This window comes from Providencia rettgeri (genome assembly GCF_041075285.1).
GTDB classification, from domain to species: Bacteria; Pseudomonadota; Gammaproteobacteria; order Enterobacterales; family Enterobacteriaceae; genus Providencia; species Providencia rettgeri_G.
This window is the reverse complement of record NZ_CP163512.1, coordinates 993263-1016974: the sequence shown is the minus strand read 5'-3', so window position 1 is coordinate 1016974 and position 23712 is coordinate 993263. Positions and strand designations below refer to the sequence as shown.

The following is a 23712-nucleotide window of genomic DNA, read 5'->3' as shown; positions in this document are numbered from 1 at the left end:
ATAATTATATGATTGCGGGATTACAGGGTGTCACTTTAGCTTACACTTGTAAGCTGAACAAGTCCGATCAGGGTAAATTTTTGTATTTTTTTCTCTACAGCAGTAATAACACTTTTTTATGACAGTAGCCTTACACGCTTATCAGCGCTAAAATTTAGCGATTGTTTGGTGATTATAGGCTTTATTGTGAAAAAGAGCGCAGTACAAACCGCACGTCTTAGCTGGAATGATGAAGGCACTCCCATGTCTGAGCAATTTGCAGATATCTATTTTTCTAACCAAAGTGGTTTAGAAGAATCTCGCCATGTATTTTTACAAGGAAATCACTTTCCTGAGCGTTTTAAGACACATTCAAATGAAACCTGTGTCATTGCTGAAACTGGGTTTGGCACTGGCTTGAATTTCCTCGTTTTATGGCAATCTTTTGCGCAATTTAAAGCACAAAATCCACAAGCCCCCCTTAAACGATTACATTTTATTAGCTTTGAGCAATTTCCACTGACGAAAGCGGACTTAATCGCCTCACATCGTTGCTGGCCCGAGCTTTGCGAATTATCAGACGCCTTATGTGAAAACTGGCCACCAGCATTGGCGGGTAACCAGCGCATTATTCTAGAAAATGGCAATGTGATTTTAGATTTATGGTTTGGTGATGTTAATGAGCAAATATCTCTCCTAAAAGACAATTTAAACAATAAGATAGATGCTTGGTTTCTTGATGGTTTTGCACCATCAAAAAATCCACAAATGTGGAGTGAACACCTGTTCACTACGATGGCAAAACTGGCTCGTGAAGGGGCAACTTTTGCCACATTTACTGTTGCGGGTTTTGTGAAACGTGGTTTACAACAAGCTGGGTTTAGCTTGCAAAAAATCAAAGGGTTTGGCCAAAAGCGTGAAATGCTGACAGGGGTATTAAGCGAAAATCACTACCAATATGCAACGCCATGGAACAAAAGACAACCGGCTGATAATCCTAATGATATTGCCATTATTGGCGGCGGCCTCGCCAGTTTAACCGCCGCCTATTTTCTCCGCCAGCGCGGTGCCAACGTCACACTTTATTGTCAAGATCCTCGTATTGCCCAAAACGCTTCTGGGAACCGCCAAGGTGCCATCTATCCGCTATTAACGGGAGCAAATGACCCTCTTGAGCGTTTTTTTGTCAGTGCATTTCCTTTCGCCAAACGTTTTTATCATCAATTAGCTGCATCTGGCATTGCATTTGATGGGCAATGGTGCGGTGTGACCCAATTAGCTTATAACGACAAAATCGCACGCAAAATTGCAGGGATGCTAGAGACAGACTGGCCTGAAGATTTTGCTGTAGGTAAAACTCGCCAGCAACTTAAAGACATTTGCGGCATTGATGTCAATTACGATGGTATTCATTACCCATCAGGTGGTTGGTTATGCCCAGCAGAGCTGTGCGAAAGCCTATATTGCTACTTGAAAAATCAAGGCGTTCAGTTTTATTTCAATCATGATGTTACTGCATTAGTGCAGAATGATAACGCTTGGCAGTTGCAAATAATCACTTCTGAACAAAAAGAGCTAACACCTGTACACTCAACAGTGGTCATCGCCAATGGACATAAACTACGGCAATACCCACAAACCATTAATTTACCCATTAACCCTGTCCGCGGGCAAGTGAGTCATATTCCAACCACCCCCACGCTACAACAGCTAAAAAATGTCCTGTGCTTTGAGGGGTATCTCACCCCTGCGGATCATACTGGCAAACAACATTGTTTAGGTGCCAGTTATCAACGCAGCCGTCTCGATTTGGATTATAGCGAAGAAGAGCAGCAAGCTAACCGCCAAAAGCTAATTGACAATTTGCCTGATGTTTCATGGCCCCAAGAGATTGATATTTCACAACAGCAATCGCGCCAAGGTATTCGCTGTGTGATACGTGACCATTTTCCGTTACTAGGGAATGTGCCGAATTATGAGCAACATTTGGCGGCTTATCATGATTTACAGACAAAAATTGGCAAAAAACAGCCCATTGAGGATGCCCCTGTTTACCCAAACTTGTTTATCTTTGGCGCACTAGGCTCAAGAGGGCTATCAACCGCCCCCCTATGCGCCGAAATTCTGGCTTCACAGATCTTTGGGCAACCTTTACCACTAGACGACGAAACCTTAGCGGAATTGAACCCTAATCGTTTTTGGGTAAAAAAATTACGATCAGGTCGACCAATTAAAATACCGTACTAACGATTAATACGCAGGTTTAGCTCCCTAAGGCTGCTTCACGCAAGTTCAATCGCCATTGCACAGCGATCACGCTTTTGGAAGCCTGCATCCACTTCATCTTGTAGAATATCACGGAGTAATTCAGTGAGTTGACTATCATCTAAGATTTCAAAACCTAATCGTTGGTAATAAGGCGCATTCCAAGGCACATCGCGGCAAGTTGTCAATGTCACTGTCTTCATATTGCGCGCTAAGGCCGCATCTAAAACCTGTTTAATCAGCTTTTTACCCAATCCCTGCCCTTGCCATTGCTGGCAGACAGAAACCTCACAGATATGCAAGCTATCGTGATGATTTTCCGCATTGATAAAACCAATGGGCTCACCGTTATCATTTACTGCCACCCATTCTAATTGCTCAGCAATAAAATCAAGATGCGCTTGCTCTGTTTGTCCATCACCATCAGCAAGCCATTTATATTTTTCAATACTGGCAAATGCCTGCCCTGCGGAGACCTCAACGGCAGGAAGGTATTTTGCATCAAGGGGAGTCGCTAAGCGAATATGCACCATAACCTTTACTCACAACAAAATTTAGCCAATAAAAAAGCGGGGTTCCCCGCTCTTCAATACATAACACCACAAATTAGATTGCGTTATCCAATAAACTTTTCCACATACCTAATACTAAAATTTGGTCTGGTGGTGTTAACTCTCCGGCCTTAATGGCGTGTTGAATACTCGCTTCAACACGCTGATATAACGCGTCTGAACTGGTTTCATTTTCTTCTTCCAACTCAGCGACAGCAAGGGTTAAGTGACCACGCAGATAACCGCCCGCAAATAATTCATCATCGCTAGCGTGTTCAACCATATCATCTATTTTTGTCAGTATGCGTGTTTCTATATCCGCAAGCATGCTTAATCCTTACTTTTAGTGTGTCAATTAGGCAAAAATATCTTCCGGATACGGAAAATCTTCTGCACAAAGTGGAGGCGTATTGTAAAACGATTGTAACGCATTAATAAAGCGTAATGGTCGCTCAGGAATGCCATTTTGCAAATAAGTCATCACTTGTGCATGCACCTTGCGCATAAATGCAATACGATCAGGCTCAAAATCCCCTTCCAAGTTATCGCAACTGACATTAAAAGGGATCCCCACAGCAACACAAAATAACCAATCAAGCGCCTGTGGTTTGATTTCAACCACTTCAAATTCACTTTGTGTCTTTTCATCACGACCATCAGGACAGTACCAATAGCCGTAATCCACCTGTTGGCGTCTCGCTTCCCCCGCGATACACCAATGAGAGATCTCATGTAGCCCACTGGTAAAAAAACCATGGGCAAACACAATGCGATGATAAGGAACACTCTCATCAGCAGGTAAATAAATCGGTTCGTCGTCCCCTTTGACCAGTTTGGTGTTATACGTTTCACCAAAGCACCTGTCAAAAATATCAATCAAGTCCTGATAATTATGTGTATTACTCATGAATAATTTAAATCATCTTAAAATAATGAGAGGAACCAAGCTTTAATCACATCACCATGGCTATCGTGGAGCAACTTAATGCTCATTAATAACGAAATCACCACAATCATTGGCCTGATCAGTTTTTGTCCTTTAGTTAACACCAAACGGGCACCTAAACGCGCACCAACCATTTGGCCCGCCAGCATAACAAAACCGAGCACCCAAAGAACATGACCTCCGATAATAAAGAACACTAAAGAGCCGAAATTAGAGGCGAAATTAAGTAACTTAGCATGCGCCGTCGCTTTTGCCAGATTATAGCCGAGCAGCAACACATACCCTAGTGCCAAAAATGAACCCGTGCCTGGACCAAATGCGCCATCATAGAAGCCCAGCGTCATGCCGATAGCAACGCCAAAAAAAGGCATACTCACCCGTTGCTGCCTATCTTGCACACCTATTGATGGCGTTAATAAGAAATACAAACCAACGCAAATTACAAGGATAGGTAGTAATTGTTTTAGAAAAGCAGTGTCAATCATTTGAATAACAATCGCCCCGAGCATCGCTCCAATCATTGTCATAATGAATGGAAAAATTTGCTCACGCAGGTCAATTGCTTTACGCCTAACAAAATATAAGCTGGAAGAAAATGATCCTCCAACCGCTTGGAGCTTATTGGTTGCCAGCGCCTCGACAGGCGTGATCCCCACAGATAACAAGGCAGGGATAGTTAGCAATCCCCCTCCACCTGCAATGGAATCAATAAAACCGGCGAAAAGTGCAACAAAGAAAAGTAAAGCATAAACTTCAGGTGCAACGGCGGTCAGCCAATCCATTTTTTAATCCAAAAAGAGAAATATCATCATATTGATACGTAATATATCGCAACCTTGCACTGCAATATCACTGCCCAGATGAGCTGTTTTTAAGGAGGTGTCATCCAAACCTTCATATTAAAAGAGCGACTAATCGCTTCGCTCCCTTTATCACTTTATTCATTTTATGATCATTCAAACGGTGGCATTGCAGGGGTAACATCAGCGCACTGCCCACGATGGCGCAAGTAATGATCCATAAGTACAATTGCCAGCATCGCTTCTGCGATAGGCACAGCACGGATCCCCACACAAGGGTCATGACGACCTTTGGTGATCATCTCCACTTCTTCCCCATCACGATTTAATGTTTTGCCTGAAACCGTAATGCTCGATGTGGGTTTTAAGGCAATATGCGCAATAATCGGTTGGCTGCTACTGATCCCCCCTAAAATCCCGCCTGCATGGTTCGAGGTAAAACCTGCACGAGTGATTTCATCGCGGTTTTCGCTGCCTTTAAGGCCAATAACGCCAAAACCATCACCAATTTCCACGCCTTTTACGGCATTGATGCTCATTAATGCATGGGCGATATCGGCATCTAAACGATCAAAGACAGGTTCACCTAATCCTGCTGGAACATGCTCTGCAACAACAGTAATTTTTGCCCCAATCGAGTCACCTTGTTTTTTCAACCCACGCAGTAGTTCATCAAGTGCCTCTAATTTGCTTGGATCAGGGCAAAAGAAAGGGTTTTCTTCAACGATAGACCAATCTTTGATTTCACATGTAACTGGGCCCATTTGGGTTAAACACCCGCGAATTTGAATACCTAATTTTTCTTGCAGGTATTTTTTCGCGATGGCACCAGCCGCAACACGCATTGCAGTTTCACGTGCTGATGAACGTCCACCACCTCGGTAATCGCGCTGCCCGTATTTTTGCTCATAAGTGTAATCCGCATGACCCGGTCTAAACACATCCTTGATTGCACCATAATCTTGGGAACGTTGATCTGTATTTTCAATCAATAAGCCAATGCTTGTCCCTGTGGTAATGCCATTAAATACACCAGAAAGAATTTTGACCTGATCTGGCTCACGACGGGCAGTAGTATAACGAGAAGTACCTGGACGACGACGATCTAAGTCGATTTGTAAATCCGCTTCTGTCAGTGCTAACCCCGGGGGTACGCCATCGACGATGCAACCTAATGCCACACCGTGTGACTCACCAAATGTTGTCACACGGAACAGTTGCCCAATTGAATTTCCAGCCATCGGAGTTTCCTATTTTAAGCCGTTCTTGAGTACCAAGAATGTAGTTAATAATGATGATGTCGTTGGTTATTCTTATTGATTACCCGATCCTAACCTATCGTGCAACCCTTGATTAATCGATGTATAAGTCAAAGTGTGCATGATGTTCAACAAGCTGCTCACGCGTTAGCATAAATACACCATCACCGCCGTATTCGAAATCCAACCAAATAAATGGAATTTCAGGATATTGTTCGATGAGGTGAACCATGCTGTTACCGACTTCACAAACTAAAATGCCTTCTTCTGAGAGGAAACGTGGCGCGTTTGCCAGAATACGACGAACCAGTTTTAACCCGTCGCTTCCTGCGGCGAGCGCCAGTTCTGGCTCAACCCGGAACTCTTCAGGTAAATCATCCATATCCTCTGCATCTACGTACGGTGGATTCGTAACGATAAGATCATATTTCACTTCTGGCATATCACGGAACAAATCTGAGCGAATAGGGACCACACGATGCTCTAAACCGTGATTCGCGATATTTTCCTCTGCTACCGCAAGCACATCTGTTGAGATATCAACCGCATCAACTTCTGCATCAGGGAATTCGTAAGCACAGGCAATGGCAATACAACCACTCCCCGTACACAAGTCTAAAATAGTGCGTGGTTCATCTGTTAATAAGCCAACAAAGTGGTTATTAATCAGCTCGCCAATTGGAGAGCGCGGGATCAACACACGTTCATCAACATAAAATTCATGACCACAGAACCATGAACGGTTGGTCAAGTATGCTACTGGGATCCGATCATTGATGCGCCGTAAAACACGCTCAATAATGCGGTGGCGCTCTGTTGGGGTTAAGCGCGATGTAAGCAGTTCATCCGGCAGATCTAAAGGCAAATAAAGCGTTGGCAACACTAATTGTAGCGCCTCATCCCACGGATTATCAGTACCGTGGCCATAATATACATTGGCGGCATTAAAACGGCTCATCGTCCAACGTAAAATATCTTGAATGGTATGAAGTTCTGCGACAGCTTCATCAACGAAGATCTTTTCCAAGAAGGGGTTCTCCAGCATGATTTTTGAAAGGGAAAATGGCAATAGCTAAAGTTTGCCACGAAGTGAAAGACAAATCAGCAGATTAATGCAATAAAATAATTAACAAAGTTATCAAACCGTGCCATTGAATACCCACTTAATACAAAAATGCCCTTTATCGGACTAAAGGGCATGCAGAAGAAAACAACACCATCAGTGAAAAATAGAGAGATTAACTTTCACTCTGGACAAGCGCTTGCGTTTCTTTTGCTGGCTTTTTAACCCATAACGCATACGCGATAGTCAATAGTGCCAGCCAAACAATCCCAACATATAGCGCAATTCGCGTACTTTCGAAATAACCCAGCACGCCGAAAATAAACAGCATAAATGCAATCGCGAGGATCGGTGCCACAGGCCACATTGGCACTGGGAATGTTAATTGGCGAATTTCTTCAAGTGACATTTTTTTACGCATTGCACATTGTGACAACAAAATCATCAGCCATACCCAAATTGTGGCAAATGTCGCAATTGATGCTATCACCACAAATACCTCATCAGGGATCACATAGTTCAAAACAACGCCCACTAGCAGTACAACCACCATGACAAGAACAGTCATCCATGGCACACCATTTTTTGTCAGTTTGGTAAACGCTTTCGGCGCTTGCCCTTCGTGCGCCATCCCATACATCATGCGCCCTGCACCAAAAATATCACTGTTAATTGCCGATACCGCAGCGGTGATCACGACTACATTCAAAATGTTTGCGGCAGACTGGATCCCTAAACTATCGAAAATTTGGACAAATGGGCTACCTTGCTGCCCAATTTGGTTCCACGGATAAATAGACATCAACACAAATAAAGTCAGCACATAAAACAGCAAGATACGCACAGGAACGGCATTAATTGCTCTTGGGATGGTTGTTTCTGGGTTTTTCGCTTCGCTGGCTGTAATACCGATAACCTCAATGCCACCAAAAGCAAACATCACCACCGCAAATGACGCAATCACCCCGCCAATCCCATTTGGCATAAACCCATCATGAATAAATAAATTAGATACCCCCACAGCATGATCTGCCGCTTGGCCAAAGCCAAATAACATAATTGCGGCACCGCCAGCTATCATCGCTATAATAGCAACCACTTTGATGATAGAAAGCCAAAACTCCATTTCACCAAAGGTTCTAACGTGGCATAAATTAATTGCCCCAATAAAAAAGATAATACTTAGCACCCATATCCACTGTTCAACATCTGGGAACCATAATTTCATATACACACCGAATGCGGTGACATCTGCTAGGCAGACAATAAGCATTTCAAACACATAGGTCCAGCCTGCAAAAAAACCAGCTCTCGCGCCCAAATAATGGCTCGCATATTGGGAAAAAGACCCTGCGAGCGGCCGATGTACCGCCATTTCGCCCAGCGCTCGCATTACCATAAATACCGCAGCGCCGCCGATAATATAAGCTAGCAGGACCGCCGGGCCTGCCGTTTCTATTGCTTTAGCTGAACCATAAAATAGCCCCGTACCAATCGCTGAACCAAGAGCCATAAAGCGGATGTGGCGCGCAGAAAGCCCACGCGCAAGTTGTGATGTGCTTTGCATGATTTATCCTTTGAATTTTTTATTTGTCGTGCAGATAAATACTTCAGGTAGCCGATACATTGCCGGCCACCTTTTATTTGCTTGATATGCTATTTAGGGAAGACGGTCCCTACCGTAAACAGTGTTGAGAGTTTGTGTTGATTAATAAGGTTAATTGCTGCCTCAATATCAGGCGCAAAGTAGCGATCTTTATCATAGTAAGGTACGTGATCGCGCAATATTTTTCGTGCCTTTTCAAGCGCTTCACTGGATTTTAACCCTTCACGAAAATCCATTCCCTGACAAGCGGATAACCACTCAATCGCTAAAATACCTGTGACGTTTTTTGCCATTTCCCATAAACGACGCCCTGCCGCTGGTGCCATTGAAACATGGTCTTCCTGATTCGCAGAAGTGGGTAAGCTATCGACGCTAGCAGGATGTGCGAGTGCTTTATTTTCACTGGCTAATGCCGCAGCAGTTACCTGTGCAATCATAAAGCCTGAATTCACCCCGCCGTTATTAACCAGAAATGGCGGTAATTGAGACATATGGGTATCCATCAATAACGCAATCCGGCGCTCTGACAACGCACCAATTTCAGCCAGTGCAAGCGCAATGTTATCTGACGCCATTGCCACAGGCTCTGCATGGAAATTCCCGCCAGAAATAATGTCGCCATTATCGGTAAAAACTAAGGGATTATCTGAGACTGCATTTGACTCAATTAAAATAACCTCTGCTGCTTGACGAATTTGGGTCAAACAGGCCCCCATCACTTGAGGTTGGCAACGTAGGGAATAAGGGTCTTGTACTTTTATACAGTTTTCGTGAGATTTCGCTAATTCACTGCTTGGCGATAACACTTCACGGAATAATGCTGCCACATCGATTTGCCCTTTTTGTCCACGAACTTCTTGCACACGTGGATCAAATGGCCTGCGTGAACCGAGCGTCGCTTCGACACTTAATGCACCGCAGACAATACCTGAAAGCAGTAATTTTTCGGCTTCAAATAACCCTTTAAGTGCGAATGCCGTTGAGGTCTGCGTTCCATTTAATAACGCTAACCCCTCTTTGGCTTCCAATTTCAATGGCGCAAGACCGGCTTTTTCCAGTGCTTTTTTCGCAGAGATCCATTTTCCTTCAAAACGTGCTTTACCTTCCCCTAACAAAATTAAACTCATATGCGCTAAAGGAGCCAAGTCCCCTGATGCACCAACGGAACCTTTAGCAGGAATAAAGGGATAAATCTGCGCATTAACTAATGCGATTAGCGCATTAATAACTTCAAGACGAATACCTGAGAACCCTCTTGCTAAGCTATTAATCTTTAACACCATAATTAAACGAACAAGTTCATCATCAAGTGGTTCGCCAACACCCGCGGCATGGGACATCACAATAGAACGTTGCAATGATTGCAAATCTTTCGTTGCAATACGGGTGTTAGCAAGTAAACCAAAGCCCGTATTAATGCCGTATGCCGTTTTATCTTCTTCAATAATTTTATTGACCGTTGCAACGCTTTTCTCAATTGCCGCTTGAGCATGTTTATCAAGGGAAACGGTCACTGGTTGTTGAAAGACAGTACGTAACTCATCAAGTGTCATTTTTCCCGGATGGATGGTTAATTTAGTCATTAATGGCACTCCTTAACGAGTTTTAATCATTGGTAAATTAAGATGTTTTTCTTTCGCACAATCAATCGCAATGTCATAGCCTGCATCTGCGTGGCGCATCACCCCCGTTGCAGGGTCATTGTGAAGCACTCGCGCAATTCGCTCAGCAGCTTCATCCGTGCCATCACACACAATCACTACGCCTGAATGCTGTGAAAAGCCCATACCAACACCACCACCATGGTGCAGTGAAACCCATGTTGCGCCACTCGCAGTGTTCAATAATGCATTGAGTAATGGCCAATCTGATACTGCATCAGAGCCATCTTTCATGGATTCGGTTTCACGATTTGGGCTAGCAACTGAGCCTGAATCTAGATGATCACGACCAATCACGATGGGTGCGGAAACTTCTCCACTTCTAACCATCTCATTGAATGCTAATCCTAATTTTGCTCTATCGCCTAACCCTACCCAGCAAATACGGGCAGGTAACCCTTGAAAGCTAATCCGCTCACGCGCCATATCTAACCAACGGTGTAAATGCTTATCATCTGGCAGTAATTGTTTAACTTTGGCGTCGGTTTTATAAATATCGTCAGGATCACCCGATAAAGCGACCCAACGGAACGGGCCAATACCCCGACAAAATAATGGGCGAATATAAGCAGGCACAAAACCTGGGAAATCAAATGCATTTTCGACGCCCATTTCCAACGCCATTTGGCGAATATTATTGCCATAATCAAACGTTGGGATACCTTGTTTTTTAAATGCCAGCATCGCCTTCACATGTTCCACCATGGATCTCTTTGCCGCTAGGGCTGTGCCTTGCGGATCTTTTACACTGCGCTCACGGTATTCATTCCACGTCATTCCAATGGGTAAATACCCATTTAATGGATCATGTGCACTGGTCTGATCGGTCACCATATCGGGTTTCACACCGCGTTTAACCAATTCAGGCAATACTTCGGCGGCATTAGCGCACAGTGCAATAGAAATGGCTTTACCTTCTGCTGTATATTTTTTGATACGAGCAAGAGCGTCATCCAGATCGGTGGCTTGCTCGTCAACGTAATGCGTTCTTAAACGAAAATCGATGCGGCTTTGTTGGCATTCAATATTGAGTGAACATGCACCTGCTAATGTCGCAGCTAATGGTTGAGCACCACCCATACCACCTAACCCAGCGGTTAATACCCAACGCCCCGTTAAATCACCACCAAAATGCTGACGTGCTGCTTCTACAAACGTCTCATATGTCCCTTGCACAATGCCTTGACTTCCAATGTAAATCCAGCTTCCCGCGGTCATTTGACCGTACATCGCTAAACCTTTAGCGTCGAGCTCATTGAAATGCTCCCAATTTGCCCAGTGTGGCACTAAATTTGAGTTAGCAATTAACACTCGCGGTGCATTAGTATGAGTTTTAAAAACACCAACAGGTTTACCTGATTGCACAAGTAACGTTTCATCATTTTCAAGCTGTTTTAGTGATTCAATGATTTGGTCATAACATTGCCAATTACGTGCAGCACGACCAATTCCGCCGTACACCACCAGCTCATGGGGATTTTCAGCAACATCAGGATCAAGGTTATTCATTAACATACGTAGTGGTGCTTCCGTCAGCCAACTTTTTGCCGTTAACGAATTTCCACGCGGCGCTCTAATTTCGATATTTCTGTATTTATTATTCAGTGCTGTCACTTGTATACCCTCTTTTTATCGAACTATTGAATACCATTCATGTTATATACATATAGTTGTATATACATGTACGATCAATTCATTTTTTAACATAAAAATTAAAAAAATTTGATATAAAATGGTTTTTTAGTTTGATAAAACATTAAGATAGGTATTTTATACTTTTTATAGCCCCAGTTTTTTTCTTCCAAATTTGCCCGCACGATCACATTTATTTCACAACAATTTTACATAAAGAAGGTAGGTATCTAAGAAAGGTTAAAAATTTATCGGTCATAAAACGGAAAATCACACTCTTGGTGTGATCCCGCTTACCCGTAAAATTATTAAGATGAGAAACTGCCTTTGAGTTTATAACGATGACCAGGGAACAGTAATTTTGTACTGGTAACAATAAAGGCTTGTGACCATGTCCGGCGTGTGATCAATAAACAAGAAGCGCCAGTATTGATTTGCAGCAATCTTGCTGAACGTTCGTCAGCTTCAACCGCTTCAACAATGTGTTCACCTTGAGTCAGTGGTGCAACTTGGGACAAATAATCATGAGGTGTAATTGACAAAAAATTCTGCTTAAGGTAGTCCGGTGCCGCCAACGCATTCACATAACGATCTTCGATTTGAACAGGAACATCATTTTCCATATGGATAATAATCGAATGAAATACGGGCGTTTCTGGCGGAATATTGAGTTCACTCGCTAATGCCACAGAGGCTTGAATTTCCTCAAGCTTAATAATTCGGCAACTGTACTTGTGATGTCTTGCTAAAATTTCTGCTTCTATGCTGTGAATTTCAAATAATGCTGATTGCCCTTTCGGTTCAGCAACAAACGTACCGACACCTTGTACACGAACAAGTAACCCTTCTGCTGTTAATTCTCTTAAAGCACGGTTAGCGGTCATTCTGCTACATTGAAATTGAGTAACAAGTTCAGACTCAGAGGGAATACGATCATTAGCACGCCACTCGGCAGTATGTATTTTTTCAATAATCGATTGCTTAACTTGTAAATAGAGCGGAACTGGCGTTCCTTGTTTATTTTTTTGTTCGGCTGTCACTGTTCATTCCAAATTAGTTATTAATATCTTGAATGTGCGTATGCTATTTTAATCATCATGACATAACGCGGCCTTAGTGCTATCGGATATTGTCATCCTGACAGTCGCGAATAAAATTCACCATATTTAAAACACGTTAATAGTGTAATTAAATAATAATGCTTAATAAAAACAGAAAACAAAATGCTGCCGTATATAGTGAACTGCTACGCTATATACGGCAATCAGAACTTTATTAATTAATTATGGCGATTATCACACCAATTTAAATATCTTTTTTTATACTAACAGTTATCTATATTATGAGTTATGGTGGGTAATTTCTCCTTGATAGACACGCATGTGCATCGGGTTACTCCCTTGCTCATAAATCATCTCGACAGGATCTTTGGCATTCCAGACAACAAAATCAGCCACAAAGCCGGCTTTTAGCTGACCATGAGAATGTTCTTTACCTAAGGCTTTGGCTGCATGACGAGTCACACCCGCCCAAATTTCCTCAGGCGTTAATTTAAATAACACTGCCGCCATATTCATAATCAATCGTAATGAAGCAAACGGACTCGTTCCCGGATTAAAATCCGTAGATATCGCCATTGGGATCTGATGCTCTCGTAATAAATCAATCGGTGGCAACTTAGTTTCCCGTAAGAAATAAAATGCACCGGGTAGCAACACAGCCACTGTTCCACTCTGTTTCAACGCTTTAATTCCTGCGAGATCGAGGTATTCAATATGGTCAACAGATAAACCATGATAACGAGCAACCAATTCACTTCCACCAAGGTTGGATAATTGCTCAACATGGCCTTTAACAGGGATCCCTAATTGTTGGGCTGCAACAAACAGTTTCTCACTCTGCTTAAGAGAAAAACCAACACTTTCACAGAACACATCAACTGCATCAAATAACCCCTTTTTCCATAATTCAGGCATGATTTTTTGGCAGATAAGATCAATATAGTCGTCAGGTTTGTCTTTAAATTCAGGGGGAACGGTATGAGCAGATAATAGTGTGGAAGAAATCGAAATGGGATATTCTGCAAGCAATCTTTTTGCAACCCGTAATTGTTTTTCTTCATTTTGATAGTCAAGACCATAACCTGATTTTATTTCAATGGTTGTCACGCCTTCTCTTATTAATGCATCTAACCTTGGTTGTGCCTTTTCAAATAACGCTGTTTCGCTCATCTGCCTTGTCGCACGAACAGTTGAATTGATTCCTCCCCCTTGCGCACTGATAGTTTCATAGGAAACACCATTCATCCGCTGCTCCCATTCAGCAGCACGATCACCGCCAAAAACTAAGTGAGTATGGCAATCAATCAAGCCGGGAGTAATTAGCTTTCCTTTTACATCAACTACCTGACACTGATTTGGTTCAATATCCTCGGGGGGTAAAATCGCGATAATTTGATTGTTACGAACGACAAGGTCATGATTTTCTATGAGTCCGTAAGGCTCATTTCGATCTGAATCCATGGTCGCAACACGACCATGACGCCAGATCACATCTTGTGGTAGCGTTTTAAATAACATCGGTTTTCCTATTATCGTGGCAGGTTGATTTATTTGTTTGAAAAATAGTAGTATAGATATGTATATACAATTAGACTAATTATATATCGTTTGTCAATCTCTGTGACTTAAAAGGTGGCGATTTTGTTATGTCACGCTAAAAAATGCTTTTGTCTCCATCCCCCTTTAAAATAGGTTACACTAGAGGTCAGCAAAAACGACGAAACACAATCTTGGCAAAATGATGAAAAACAAATTTGGGCTAAAAGATGATGAAATTCATCTTTTTAAAGAAGCCATCCGCGGTGCGAAAGAAATTAATCAGGATCAAGTCCTGCATGCTCCGGTGCGAGCAAAAGTGACACAACCTTCTGATAAAAAGCTAAAACAGGAACAAGTGGATGCTTCTTTTTACTTTTCTGATGAATTTCAGCCACAGTTGGAAAATGAAGGTCCAACTCGTTATTTAAAACCTGACTCTAATCCTTACGAATTAAAAAAGTTGCGTAGGGGTGACTATACACCTGAGCTATTTCTTGATTTACATGGCTTAACTCAGTTGGAAGCCAAACAAGAAATTGGGGCACTGATAGCAGCGTGTAAACGTGAAAATGTGTATTGTGCGTGCATCATGCATGGGCATGGCAAACATATTTTAAAGCAACAAACACCTCTATGGCTTGCACAACACCCTGATATTATTGCATTTCACCAAGCACCCAAAGAATGGGGGGGAAATGCCGCTTTATTACTTTTGATTGAAACCGAAGAGAGCACTCGCCGTTAAGTGCTCTGTTTGTCGTGCTGTCTTTTTATCGTGCTATCTATTTAGCCGATAGTTGAGACGGGCTCAGCATCCACACAACATCACTTTTTTGATGAGCCAAATCCAATTCAACACATGCAATCGTTGATGTTGTAAACATCGGCGGTTCTTTATGTGGGCAGAGTTCTGAGACTAAATAGCCAACTAAAGGCAAATGGGAGATAATCAGTATGGCATTTGCACCAGCCACCGCTAAATCGCGTATATGATCAGCGACAAAGCTTGCATTACCACCTGGCGTTAATTGTGCTAAAACTTCACTTTGTGACGGCAACTTAACGTGTTCACTGACTGTTTGTTGTGTTTGTAATGCTCTTAAATAGGGGCTAACTAATACAGTGTCTATCTCAATACCTTGGTTTTTCAACCACTCGGCCATGAATATCGACTCATCGATTCCCTTTTGTGTTAATGGTCTCTCGGCATCGCTTGCCGCATGTAACGCTGCATCGCCGTGACGCATAATATAAACTTGCATAATCCACCATCTGAGTAGCCGACTCGCTTGAAGTGGCTATTCTTTTTGTTTAGATAATTGTTGTAAAAGTAACCATCAGTTGGGGCGAAAAGTGATTCTGCATTAAATCACCCACAATTAAAATGATTTAAATGACTTTTTGCTGATTTTTAACGTACTTTTACCAAAACACAATGCTCATTTGTTAAATCGATCGATTAAAAAAAGCCTGAAAACTGAATAAATAAATATTCAGCTCAGGCTCTCTCCTGTATTACACTCAATGGTGTTCTTAGCTTATCGATATCTAGCCAAAACACGGTCTGATCCAAATAGTGCCTAACTGTTTATTATTCCCCTTGGTGTTCAACGGAATAGAACGTTTGGTTATTTTGAGCCATCTGACACAATAACTCACAGGGTTGGAATTTATCGCCATAACGCACGGCTAAGCTTTTCAATGTCTCAACCGTTTTCGTAATGCCAAAATTATCCATATACCTAAATGGTCCACCAAAAAACGGCGGGAAACCAATACCAAACACCGCACCAACATCACCATCCCTTGCACTGCGAATAATTTTTTCATCGAGGCAACGGGCTGCTTCATTTAACATCATCATGACGCAACGCTGGGCAATATCCGTTTTACTTAACTTGTTTTCAGGCGTAATGCCAATCAGGGAGTAAATCGTTTTATCCACTTGTCGCTTACTGGATTTTCTCCAAAATAGTAACTTAGGTGCAGAGTGACCATACTCATAAAAACCTTTACCATTTTTCTTGCCTTTGCGGTCATCTTTAACCACTTTGTCTAATATATCCGGAGCGTTAAACCTTTCTCCAAACCGTTCGACTAAAATGGGCAAAATTTTAGTGCCTACATCAATACCAACTTCATCAAGCAAATTAAACGGTCCAACAGGGAAACCAAATTCAACTAACGCACTGTCAATATGATCAATAGATTCACCTTCAATAAGGCATTGTGCAGCTTCACATAAAAAGGGGGCCAGAATTCGGTTAACATAAAAACCTGCATCATCTCCAACCACAATGGCAGTTTTGCCTTGGCGCTTAGCAAATGCCACCACAGTGGCAATCGTGACCTCATCCGTCTGCTTATGCGGGATCACTTCAACTAATGGCATTTTATCGACAGGGCTAAAATAATGTAAACCAATAACACGCTCAGGATGTTTCGCATTAGCGGCTATCTGGTGAATCGGTAATGATGATGTATTAGACGCAAAAATAACGTCTTTTTTCGTCATTTTTTCAACATCAGAAACCATCTTTCTTTTCAGTGCAAGATCTTCAAAGACAGCTTCAATAATCAAATCCGCCGTTTCTAACCCTTGGTAACTCAGTGTGCCTGAAATTTTAGCCATTGTCGCAGCACGTTCACGCGCCAATAACCGCCGTTTGATAACACGCTGGGTTAATAGATCCCAACTGTATTTTAATGCCTGAGCAATGCCTTTTTCTGAAATATCCTTAATACGCACAGGGACCTTACCTTGCGTTGCACTCACATAGGCGATCCCTCCCCCCATTAACCCACCACCTAACACACCAACTTGGTGGACTTTTAACGGTTTAGCTTGAGCCCCTGTTTCATTTTTTAGTGCCGTGACAGCAAAAAATAAATTGCGTAAAGCCGCTGACTCAGGCGTCATAACTAACTCACCAAAAGCTTTGGCTTCTTCAGCATATCCGGCCTGCATCCCCTTGTTCATCCCCGTTTTTACGGTATGAATAATTTTTTCTGGGGCGGGGTAATGGCCTTTGGTCTTACTCAATACTTTTTGTTTTGCGCTATTAAACACTTGGTTACGAAATAATTTACTGCTCAATAAACGCTGTTGCCAATGGATAGCCGGTCGTTGCACCCCCCCTTTTTTTACCATCTTAACGGCGACATCCAACAAAATTGACTCTGGAACAACATCATCAACAAGCCCTAATTTAAGTGCTTGTTTGGCCTTTAACTGACGACCTGTCAACATTAAATCCAGCGCATGGGGGATACCAATTAAGCGGGGTAAGCGTTGGGTGCCACCGGAACCAGGTAATAGCCCTAATTGAACTTCAGGTAAACCTAACCGCGTTTTATCGTCATTTGAGCAAACCCTTGAATGGCAAGCTAATGCTAACTCTAAACCGCCACCAAGGCATGCACCATGGATAGCTGCAATAATCGGCAATGGGTAATTATCGATTTTATCGAATAATACGTGCCCTGCTTTTGATAACTCACTGGCTTGGGCTTTCGATTCACAATGCGCAATCATGGTGATATCTGCACCAGCAATAAAGTTATCTTTTTTACCCGAGGTAATCACTAACCCCTTTAAACCTGAAGTGGATTGTGCTTTTTGCAAAATAGCAAGAAACTGCTCGGCAAATTCTGCTTTAAGTGTATTGACCTTTTCATTTGGCACATCAATGAAAATCACCCCCACGTTCTCGTCATAAATTTCTAATGAGAAAGCTTGTGGAGCCTTATCCATTTCCAATTGCGTAGTAGAATTTTGTGTCATTATTCCACCTCTAAAATCATTGCTGCACCTAAACCACCTGCAGCACAAGCTGTTGTTAAACCAAAACCACCACCACGACGACGGAGCTCATTCAATGTTTGTGTCACCATCCTTGCCCCTGTGGCCGCAAATGGGTGCCCATAAGCGATAGAACCACCGAGGACATTAAATTTATCCATGTCTATCTCACCAATGGCTTGTTTTAAACCTAATTTTTCTTGTGCAAATTGATGACTTCCAAACATTTTGATGTTAGCTAATGTTTGGGCGGCAAAGGCTTCATGCATATCAATTAATGTGAGATCCTGTAAAGATAGCCCTGCCCGTTTCAAGGCAATGGGGGTCGCATAAGATGGCCCAAGTAACATATCTTCCCACACATCAATCGCGCTAAAAGCATAACTGCGAATATAGCCTAGCGGGGTATAACCCAATGCTTTCGCCCTTGACTCTGTCATCATCAATACAGCCGCCGCACCATCAGTTAAAGGTGTACTATTTGCCGCGGTGACACTGCCATGCTTGCGGTCAAATGCTGGCTTTAACTTAGCGTAAGAAGCGAGTACCGAGTTCCCTCGCACATTGTTATCTTGCGAGAAAGCTTGCTTAAAAGGCGGCATATATGCAGTCATTACTTCATCGTTTAATAGACCACTGTCCCACGCTTTCGCTGCAAGAAGGTGTGAACGATGTGCTAGCTCATCTTGTTGCGCTCTCGTGATATGGTAGCTTTTTGCCATTTGCTCCGCCGTATCCCCCATGCGAAGCCCTGTGGAATATTCGGCAACACCAGGCGCCACTGGCATTAAGTCTTTTAAACGTAATTTGGTCATCAAAGATAACTTTTGCCCAATCGACTTTGCTTTACTCAGTGCAAGTAACGTTGCGGCTAATTTTTTTGAAACACCGATCGGTAACACAGAAGAGGAGTCTGCCCCCCCTGCAACCCCAATAGAAATATCCCCAACCATCATACTTTGAGCCACATTCACAATGGCTTGAAAACTTGTCGCACACGCCCTTGACACACTGTAAGCATCTGTTGAAACACTCATGCCAGTGCCAAGTACAATTTCCCGTGCAATATTAGGTGCCTCAGGCATTTGAACAACTTGGCCAAAAACAAGCTGTTCAATCAACTGATTATCTAAATCACTACGCACTAACAATTCAGAGACAACAGCTTTACCTAAATCAACAGCAGCAATACCTTGATATGCGGTTGATTGCTTTGCAAACGGTAAGCGTAAACCACTGACGATGGCAATGCGTTCTTTTGTTGAAAATGTACTGTCACCATGGTGGGAATGTTGATTCATGGTCGCTCCTGCAAAAGCATAAATAAAAAATTATCGTTAATTTTTTCACAATGGGCCGAAAGAGGTCTGACCTGTAATGATTGTTAACATAACTTTTACAATGATCAATTGCATTAACTTAAAAATGGGAGCGCGCACGCAAGTTGGCATAAAAATAGCGAAAAAAAGAGGATGGAATCGAGCCTGTATAAAAAAACCCTTTTATTATCGATGAGTATCACAAAGGTACTATTTCAATAAAAGGGTTCAGTTAATGAATTTAAACGTTTGATTAACGAAGGCCTAACTGAAAAATCAGACTTTCTGCTTCACAGCTAAAACTAAATTCAGCGGTCAGTTCAACACCACCATCAACTTGTTTAAAGGTATGGTTAATTACACAGGGTTCTGACTCAACAGATTTTGCTTTTTCTGTGAGCGTCTTCAACATGGATTCCGCTTCGTCTTGTGTAGCAAAAACATGCTGATACGACGCAGTACAGTCTTTATTATCCAGCACTGTGCCTACATCCACACAACAGCAAGCTGCTGTTTCATCCGCGCTACAACGGTTAATCGCATCAGTCATTTTACTCTCCAAATAAACAAACTGTTAAGAACCTATCATAACGCTGAAAAAGTGGTAAAAACCAGTATGTATCAAAACTTATTGCTAATAATTAAACATAAGTTTGATCTTACCCCGTATCTGGTTATTTATTGCACCTATTCAGCCATTGAATGTTGCTATTTTGTTAAATATATCGCATTTTTGGAAACGAAGTCACAATAAACACAAAACAAACTTGCAACATATCCGGTGGTCAGACCTATACTCTAGTAACTGGTCTGATTTGTCATGAAGACAATGGACCCTACAATTCTGCGCTTCTTGCGATAGAAGTCGCTTTATTTAAAATAAACATAAGAGGGTTTTGGTCATGAGCCAGAAAAACCTATTTTCTAAGTCAGCTTTAGCAATAGCAGTGGCACTTGTTTCTTCCAACGCCGGCGCGGCGGGTTTTTTGCTAAATGAATATTCGACATCCGCTCTAGGACGTGCGTTTTCGGGTGCGGGTGCGATGGGCGACAACGCAAGTGAGGGAAGCCGTAACCCCGCTGCTATGATGCTATTTGATCGACCATCCCTTTCTATTGGTGCTGTGTATATTGACCCAAGTGTTGATATTAAAGGTAAAGGAGGCTCACTCCTTGGAAGTAATACAACAGCAAATGATATTGCACCTAATGCAGTTGTGCCTAATGCTCACTTTATTTTCCCCGTTAATGATAAATGGGCCGTTGGTACATCCATGACCACTAACTTCGGTTTAGCGACTGATTTTAATAAAAGTTATGCCGCAGGCCCCATTGGCGGAAAAACCGATTTAAAAACCGTAAATTTAAATTTAAGTGGTGCTTACCGTTTAAATAACAACTTTAGTTTTGGTCTTGGTGCAAATGCAGTTTACGCTGATGCCGAAATCACCCGCCATGCGGGAGACCTTGGAGCTTTGGCACCTATGGTTCCAGGAATGAAGCTTCCTGCATTTCCTGCAAGTACAACTATGGCTAAATTAACTGGAGATGATTGGGGCTATGGTTGGAATGCGGGTATCTTATATGAAATTAATGATGATAACCGTTTAAGCCTAAGCTATCGCTCAAAAGTTAAAGTTAAATTTGAGGATGGTAAATATTCTAACGATATTCCAAAATCAATAACAGCATTAAATGGAACTGGTGGCGAAAAAATTAAAGGTAAATTAGACCTTAACTTACCTGATATCTGGGAATTCTCAGGTTACCATAAAGTTGCCCCTAAATGGGCTTTACACTACAGTGTCGCTTATACAGGATGGAGTGAATTTAAAGAGTTAACTGCCTACAGAAAAAGTGATGGTAAAGAGCTATTCCATAAACCAGAACACTTTAAAGACGCATGGCGTTTAGCACTTGGAACCACCTATTTCTATGATGATAACTGGACATTCCGTACAGGTATCGCCTATGACCAAACCCCAGTACGTTCAGAATACCGTTCTATTTCTATTCCTGATCAAGACCGCTACTGGTTAAGTGCAGGTACAACCTATGCATTCAATGAAAACGCCTCTGTTGACGTGGGTATTTCTTATATGCATGGTAAAAAAGTAAATATCAGTGAAAGGTTAAGTGAAGATATCCCTGAAAGTATACTTCCTGCCTATAAATTCAAATCTGAAGGCTCCGCTTGGTTATACGGCGTAAACTTTAACTACGCATTCTAATTAATCGAATGCTTAACTATCAGGGAGGCGACTCCCTGATAGTCCTATAAATAAAAACATCCCTATCACAAATTTATCTTGACCCACACCATCCTTGTATGTAAATTAATTGTTAATTGATTGATTTTATCCTTACAACGCAACGTTTTTTGCCTTAAAAATTATTGTTACAACCGTTTTTAAGATAATTTCTTTATTTTTCATTATATTACCTTTTATTCTCTGAATGTTCTTATTTGCAAGTAAGCGCTTTACACTTATTTTAAAATACAGATATTCAAAATAAACGTATCCATTTATTAACCTATATTATTAATGCGATAAATTTGCAGTAAAAGTACAAAAGAGGCCACAATGACAAAAACGTAGGAGGTTTTATGGGAACACTGTTTACGGTAGGGTTTATCGGGGTGTTAGGGGTGATAGCCTTAATTGACACCGTTACTCAACGAGGAAAGCGAGACAATGACTAGCTGTTAATTTATCACTCTCACGTTTTATGATAGACAAGAGAGTGATAAACCTTCCTGAGTCAATTCACTAAATTAATCAATAGAATCAAGATCCCCTTCAATCACAGCCGCATTCGGGTTTTCTGTAGCTTTTAATACACCGCCACTTGATAAGAAATCATTACGTTGGAAATAAGCTTCACGCATCATTAAGTATGGATCTGAAGAATTTTTCAGCAACCCATCGGAATCCAGTAGTCGCGCCCGAGTTTCTATTCCTTCAAGCGCCCATTTTCCTGCCGACATCCAAAATGTCAGGTAACTCAACATTGGGTAAAGACCATCCACTAAATCTCCCCCTTCTTCCCTTGGCGTCGCACTGCCATAACCAGGTAAAACGACATAGGGGCCATAGCCGACATCATAGTAACCCAAGGTATTACCAAAACGTTTAGGATCTTCTTTGGCTAATTGCGGGTTTGCCATTGTCGCGACATCAATCAAGCCGCCCATACCAAACACAGTATTGAGGAAAAAGCGGTTAAAGTGTTTAAAGCCTTGAGTCACTTCCCCACGCAAGAAGCTATTTAACATACTTGCAGGTTCTTCAAGGTTAACGAAAAAATTCGATAATCCATTACGCGCAGGCATGGGAACATAATCATTCCACGCAACAGCAACAGGTCTTAACACATAAGGGTCTAAAACATTATAGTTGAAATTAAACATTGCTCGGTTAAAACCCTCTAACGGGTCAGAACGTTCTTGCGTATCTGGGTCGATATTACTTGCACAACCTGCAATTAAAACGCCCGCTAGAAAAACGCTAGTCATGCGAAACTTCATAACACCCTCTCCATTCCCTGCACCGTCCTGCTGCGGTACTTTCCACCATGCTCACGAATTTGATAATATTAAAATGAAAAAATTAATTTTGTTAACCGTTTTGAGTGATTTTACAAATTAACTTCCTATTATACCTTAATTATTCATTTTCTTATTATAAGAATAATCACTAATCGGCGCAAAAAATCTGAGCGCTGCGATTTACACTCACCCTTTACTCTGTATTTTATTGAAAAATAAAAGTATATCACCCTCAAAAGAAAGCCAAGCTATTCAATACATCTCTCTTTTGCTCAACTTTCACTTATTGTCAGAATAAATATATGTTTGCTACTTAGAAAACGTGTTTTAGTGACAGATAAAAAACGCATTAACCATCACCCTATGAATAAACATAACTAATATAATAGGAATAAATGCGCCTATACATTGAAACATCCTCAATCACTATCTTTGCTAAGATTACCACCTCATATGGCAGCGTTTAGGGACGATATTTGATTCAAATCGTCGTCAGTCAGCCACAACGGGTACATTTTCCACTTTAGTGGTAAAAATCAGTAGCAAAGATAAACAGCTCCTAGCTATTAAAATAACGCAATTCGACCATAAAATAATAGATAAGCAAATGAAAAATATAAATAAAGGAAAACATACCCCATACAACCCGAAAACATGCCCTTTCTGTCATTTTTATGGT

Annotated in this window: 19 protein-coding genes; 3 read left to right on the top strand and 16 right to left on the bottom strand. The window is 41.8% G+C overall.

Annotated features, from left to right (window positions below; genetic code table 11):
• Window positions 1-186 precede the first annotated feature (186 nt).
• Complete coding sequence (mnmC, locus tag AB6N04_RS04605) at window positions 187-2226, top strand: bifunctional tRNA (5-methylaminomethyl-2-thiouridine)(34)-methyltransferase MnmD/FAD-dependent 5-carboxymethylaminomethyl-2-thiouridine(34) oxidoreductase MnmC (protein WP_369310740.1); 2040 nt, start codon at window positions 187-189, stop codon at window positions 2224-2226.
• Between the two features lie 35 nt (window positions 2227-2261).
• Here the strand turns inward: mnmC and AB6N04_RS04600 are convergent, their stop codons facing one another.
• The 11 genes from AB6N04_RS04600 to hutI all read right to left on the bottom strand — a co-directional run bounded on the left by AB6N04_RS04600 (window position 2262) and on the right by hutI (window position 14341).
• A complete protein-coding gene (locus AB6N04_RS04600; RefSeq protein WP_369310739.1) occupies window positions 2262-2777 on the bottom strand; it encodes a GNAT family N-acetyltransferase in 516 nt (171 codons plus the stop codon).
• 73 nt (window positions 2778-2850) lie between these two features.
• Entirely contained in the window at window positions 2851-3123 is a 273-nt protein-coding gene (locus AB6N04_RS04595) for a YfcL family protein (protein ID WP_369310738.1), read from the bottom strand.
• A gap of 27 nt (window positions 3124-3150) precedes the next feature.
• Window positions 3151-3702 (bottom strand): elongation factor P hydroxylase, encoded by a 552-nt coding sequence (locus AB6N04_RS04590; RefSeq protein WP_369310737.1) that lies wholly within the window; start codon window positions 3700-3702, stop codon window positions 3151-3153.
• A gap of 17 nt (window positions 3703-3719) precedes the next feature.
• On the bottom strand, window positions 3720-4523 hold the full coding sequence (locus AB6N04_RS04585; RefSeq protein ID WP_369310736.1) for a TSUP family transporter: 804 nt from the start codon (window positions 4521-4523) through the stop codon (window positions 3720-3722).
• Between the two features lie 170 nt (window positions 4524-4693).
• Window positions 4694-5782: a chorismate synthase gene (aroC, locus tag AB6N04_RS04580; RefSeq protein WP_369310735.1), complete on the bottom strand. Its 1089-nt coding sequence runs from the start codon at window positions 5780-5782 to the stop codon at window positions 4694-4696.
• Between the two features lie 112 nt (window positions 5783-5894).
• Window positions 5895-6827 carry a 50S ribosomal protein L3 N(5)-glutamine methyltransferase gene (gene prmB, locus AB6N04_RS04575; RefSeq protein WP_369310734.1) on the bottom strand — a complete coding sequence of 311 codons (933 nt, stop codon included), beginning with the start codon at window positions 6825-6827 and terminating at the stop codon, window positions 5895-5897.
• Window positions 6828-7038: 211 nt separating this feature from the next.
• Complete coding sequence (locus AB6N04_RS04570) at window positions 7039-8430, bottom strand: amino acid permease (RefSeq protein WP_369310733.1); 1392 nt, start codon at window positions 8428-8430, stop codon at window positions 7039-7041.
• A gap of 89 nt (window positions 8431-8519) precedes the next feature.
• Window positions 8520-10052 carry a histidine ammonia-lyase gene (hutH, locus tag AB6N04_RS04565; RefSeq protein ID WP_369310732.1) on the bottom strand — a complete coding sequence of 511 codons (1533 nt, stop codon included), beginning with the start codon at window positions 10050-10052 and terminating at the stop codon, window positions 8520-8522.
• Between the two features lie 12 nt (window positions 10053-10064).
• Complete coding sequence (gene hutU, locus AB6N04_RS04560; RefSeq protein WP_369310731.1) at window positions 10065-11744, bottom strand: urocanate hydratase; 1680 nt, start codon at window positions 11742-11744, stop codon at window positions 10065-10067.
• Between the two features lie 326 nt (window positions 11745-12070).
• Window positions 12071-12802, bottom strand: a complete 732-nt coding sequence (gene hutC, locus AB6N04_RS04555; protein ID WP_369310730.1) for a histidine utilization repressor — start codon at window positions 12800-12802, stop codon at window positions 12071-12073.
• A 300-nt stretch (window positions 12803-13102) separates the two neighbouring features.
• Window positions 13103-14341: an imidazolonepropionase gene (hutI, locus tag AB6N04_RS04550; RefSeq protein ID WP_369310729.1), complete on the bottom strand. Its 1239-nt coding sequence runs from the start codon at window positions 14339-14341 to the stop codon at window positions 13103-13105.
• A 223-nt stretch (window positions 14342-14564) separates the two neighbouring features.
• On the opposite strand from hutI, the gene smrB reads away from it, so the two are divergent.
• A complete protein-coding gene (smrB, locus tag AB6N04_RS04545) occupies window positions 14565-15107 on the top strand; it encodes an endonuclease SmrB (RefSeq protein ID WP_369310728.1) in 543 nt (180 codons plus the stop codon).
• Between the two features lie 37 nt (window positions 15108-15144).
• Here the strand turns inward: smrB and sixA are convergent, their stop codons facing one another.
• From sixA to AB6N04_RS04525, 4 genes are all read right to left on the bottom strand, one after another.
• The gene (gene sixA, locus AB6N04_RS04540) at window positions 15145-15624 is read right to left on the bottom strand and encodes a phosphohistidine phosphatase SixA (RefSeq protein ID WP_369310727.1); all 480 of its coding nucleotides are present in this window, start codon (window positions 15622-15624) and stop codon (window positions 15145-15147) included.
• A gap of 329 nt (window positions 15625-15953) precedes the next feature.
• Entirely contained in the window at window positions 15954-18146 is a 2193-nt protein-coding gene (gene fadJ, locus AB6N04_RS04535; RefSeq protein ID WP_369310726.1) for a fatty acid oxidation complex subunit alpha FadJ, read from the bottom strand.
• Window positions 18146-19465, bottom strand: a complete 1320-nt coding sequence (gene fadI / locus AB6N04_RS04530; RefSeq protein WP_369310725.1) for an acetyl-CoA C-acyltransferase FadI — start codon at window positions 19463-19465, stop codon at window positions 18146-18148. Before fadI ends, fadJ begins: the two co-directional genes overlap by 1 nt.
• Window positions 19466-19736: 271 nt before the next feature.
• The gene (locus AB6N04_RS04525) at window positions 19737-20033 is read right to left on the bottom strand and encodes a YfcZ/YiiS family protein (protein ID WP_369310724.1); all 297 of its coding nucleotides are present in this window, start codon (window positions 20031-20033) and stop codon (window positions 19737-19739) included.
• A gap of 352 nt (window positions 20034-20385) precedes the next feature.
• Here AB6N04_RS04525 and fadL point away from each other — a divergent pair, with 352 nt between their 5' ends.
• Entirely contained in the window at window positions 20386-21714 is a 1329-nt protein-coding gene (gene fadL / locus AB6N04_RS04520) for a long-chain fatty acid transporter FadL (protein WP_369310723.1), read from the top strand.
• Between the two features lie 545 nt (window positions 21715-22259).
• On the opposite strand, the gene mlaA is transcribed toward fadL, so the two are convergent.
• A complete protein-coding gene (mlaA, locus tag AB6N04_RS04515) occupies window positions 22260-23012 on the bottom strand; it encodes a phospholipid-binding lipoprotein MlaA (RefSeq protein WP_369310722.1) in 753 nt (250 codons plus the stop codon).
• Window positions 23013-23712: the final 700 nt, after the last annotated feature.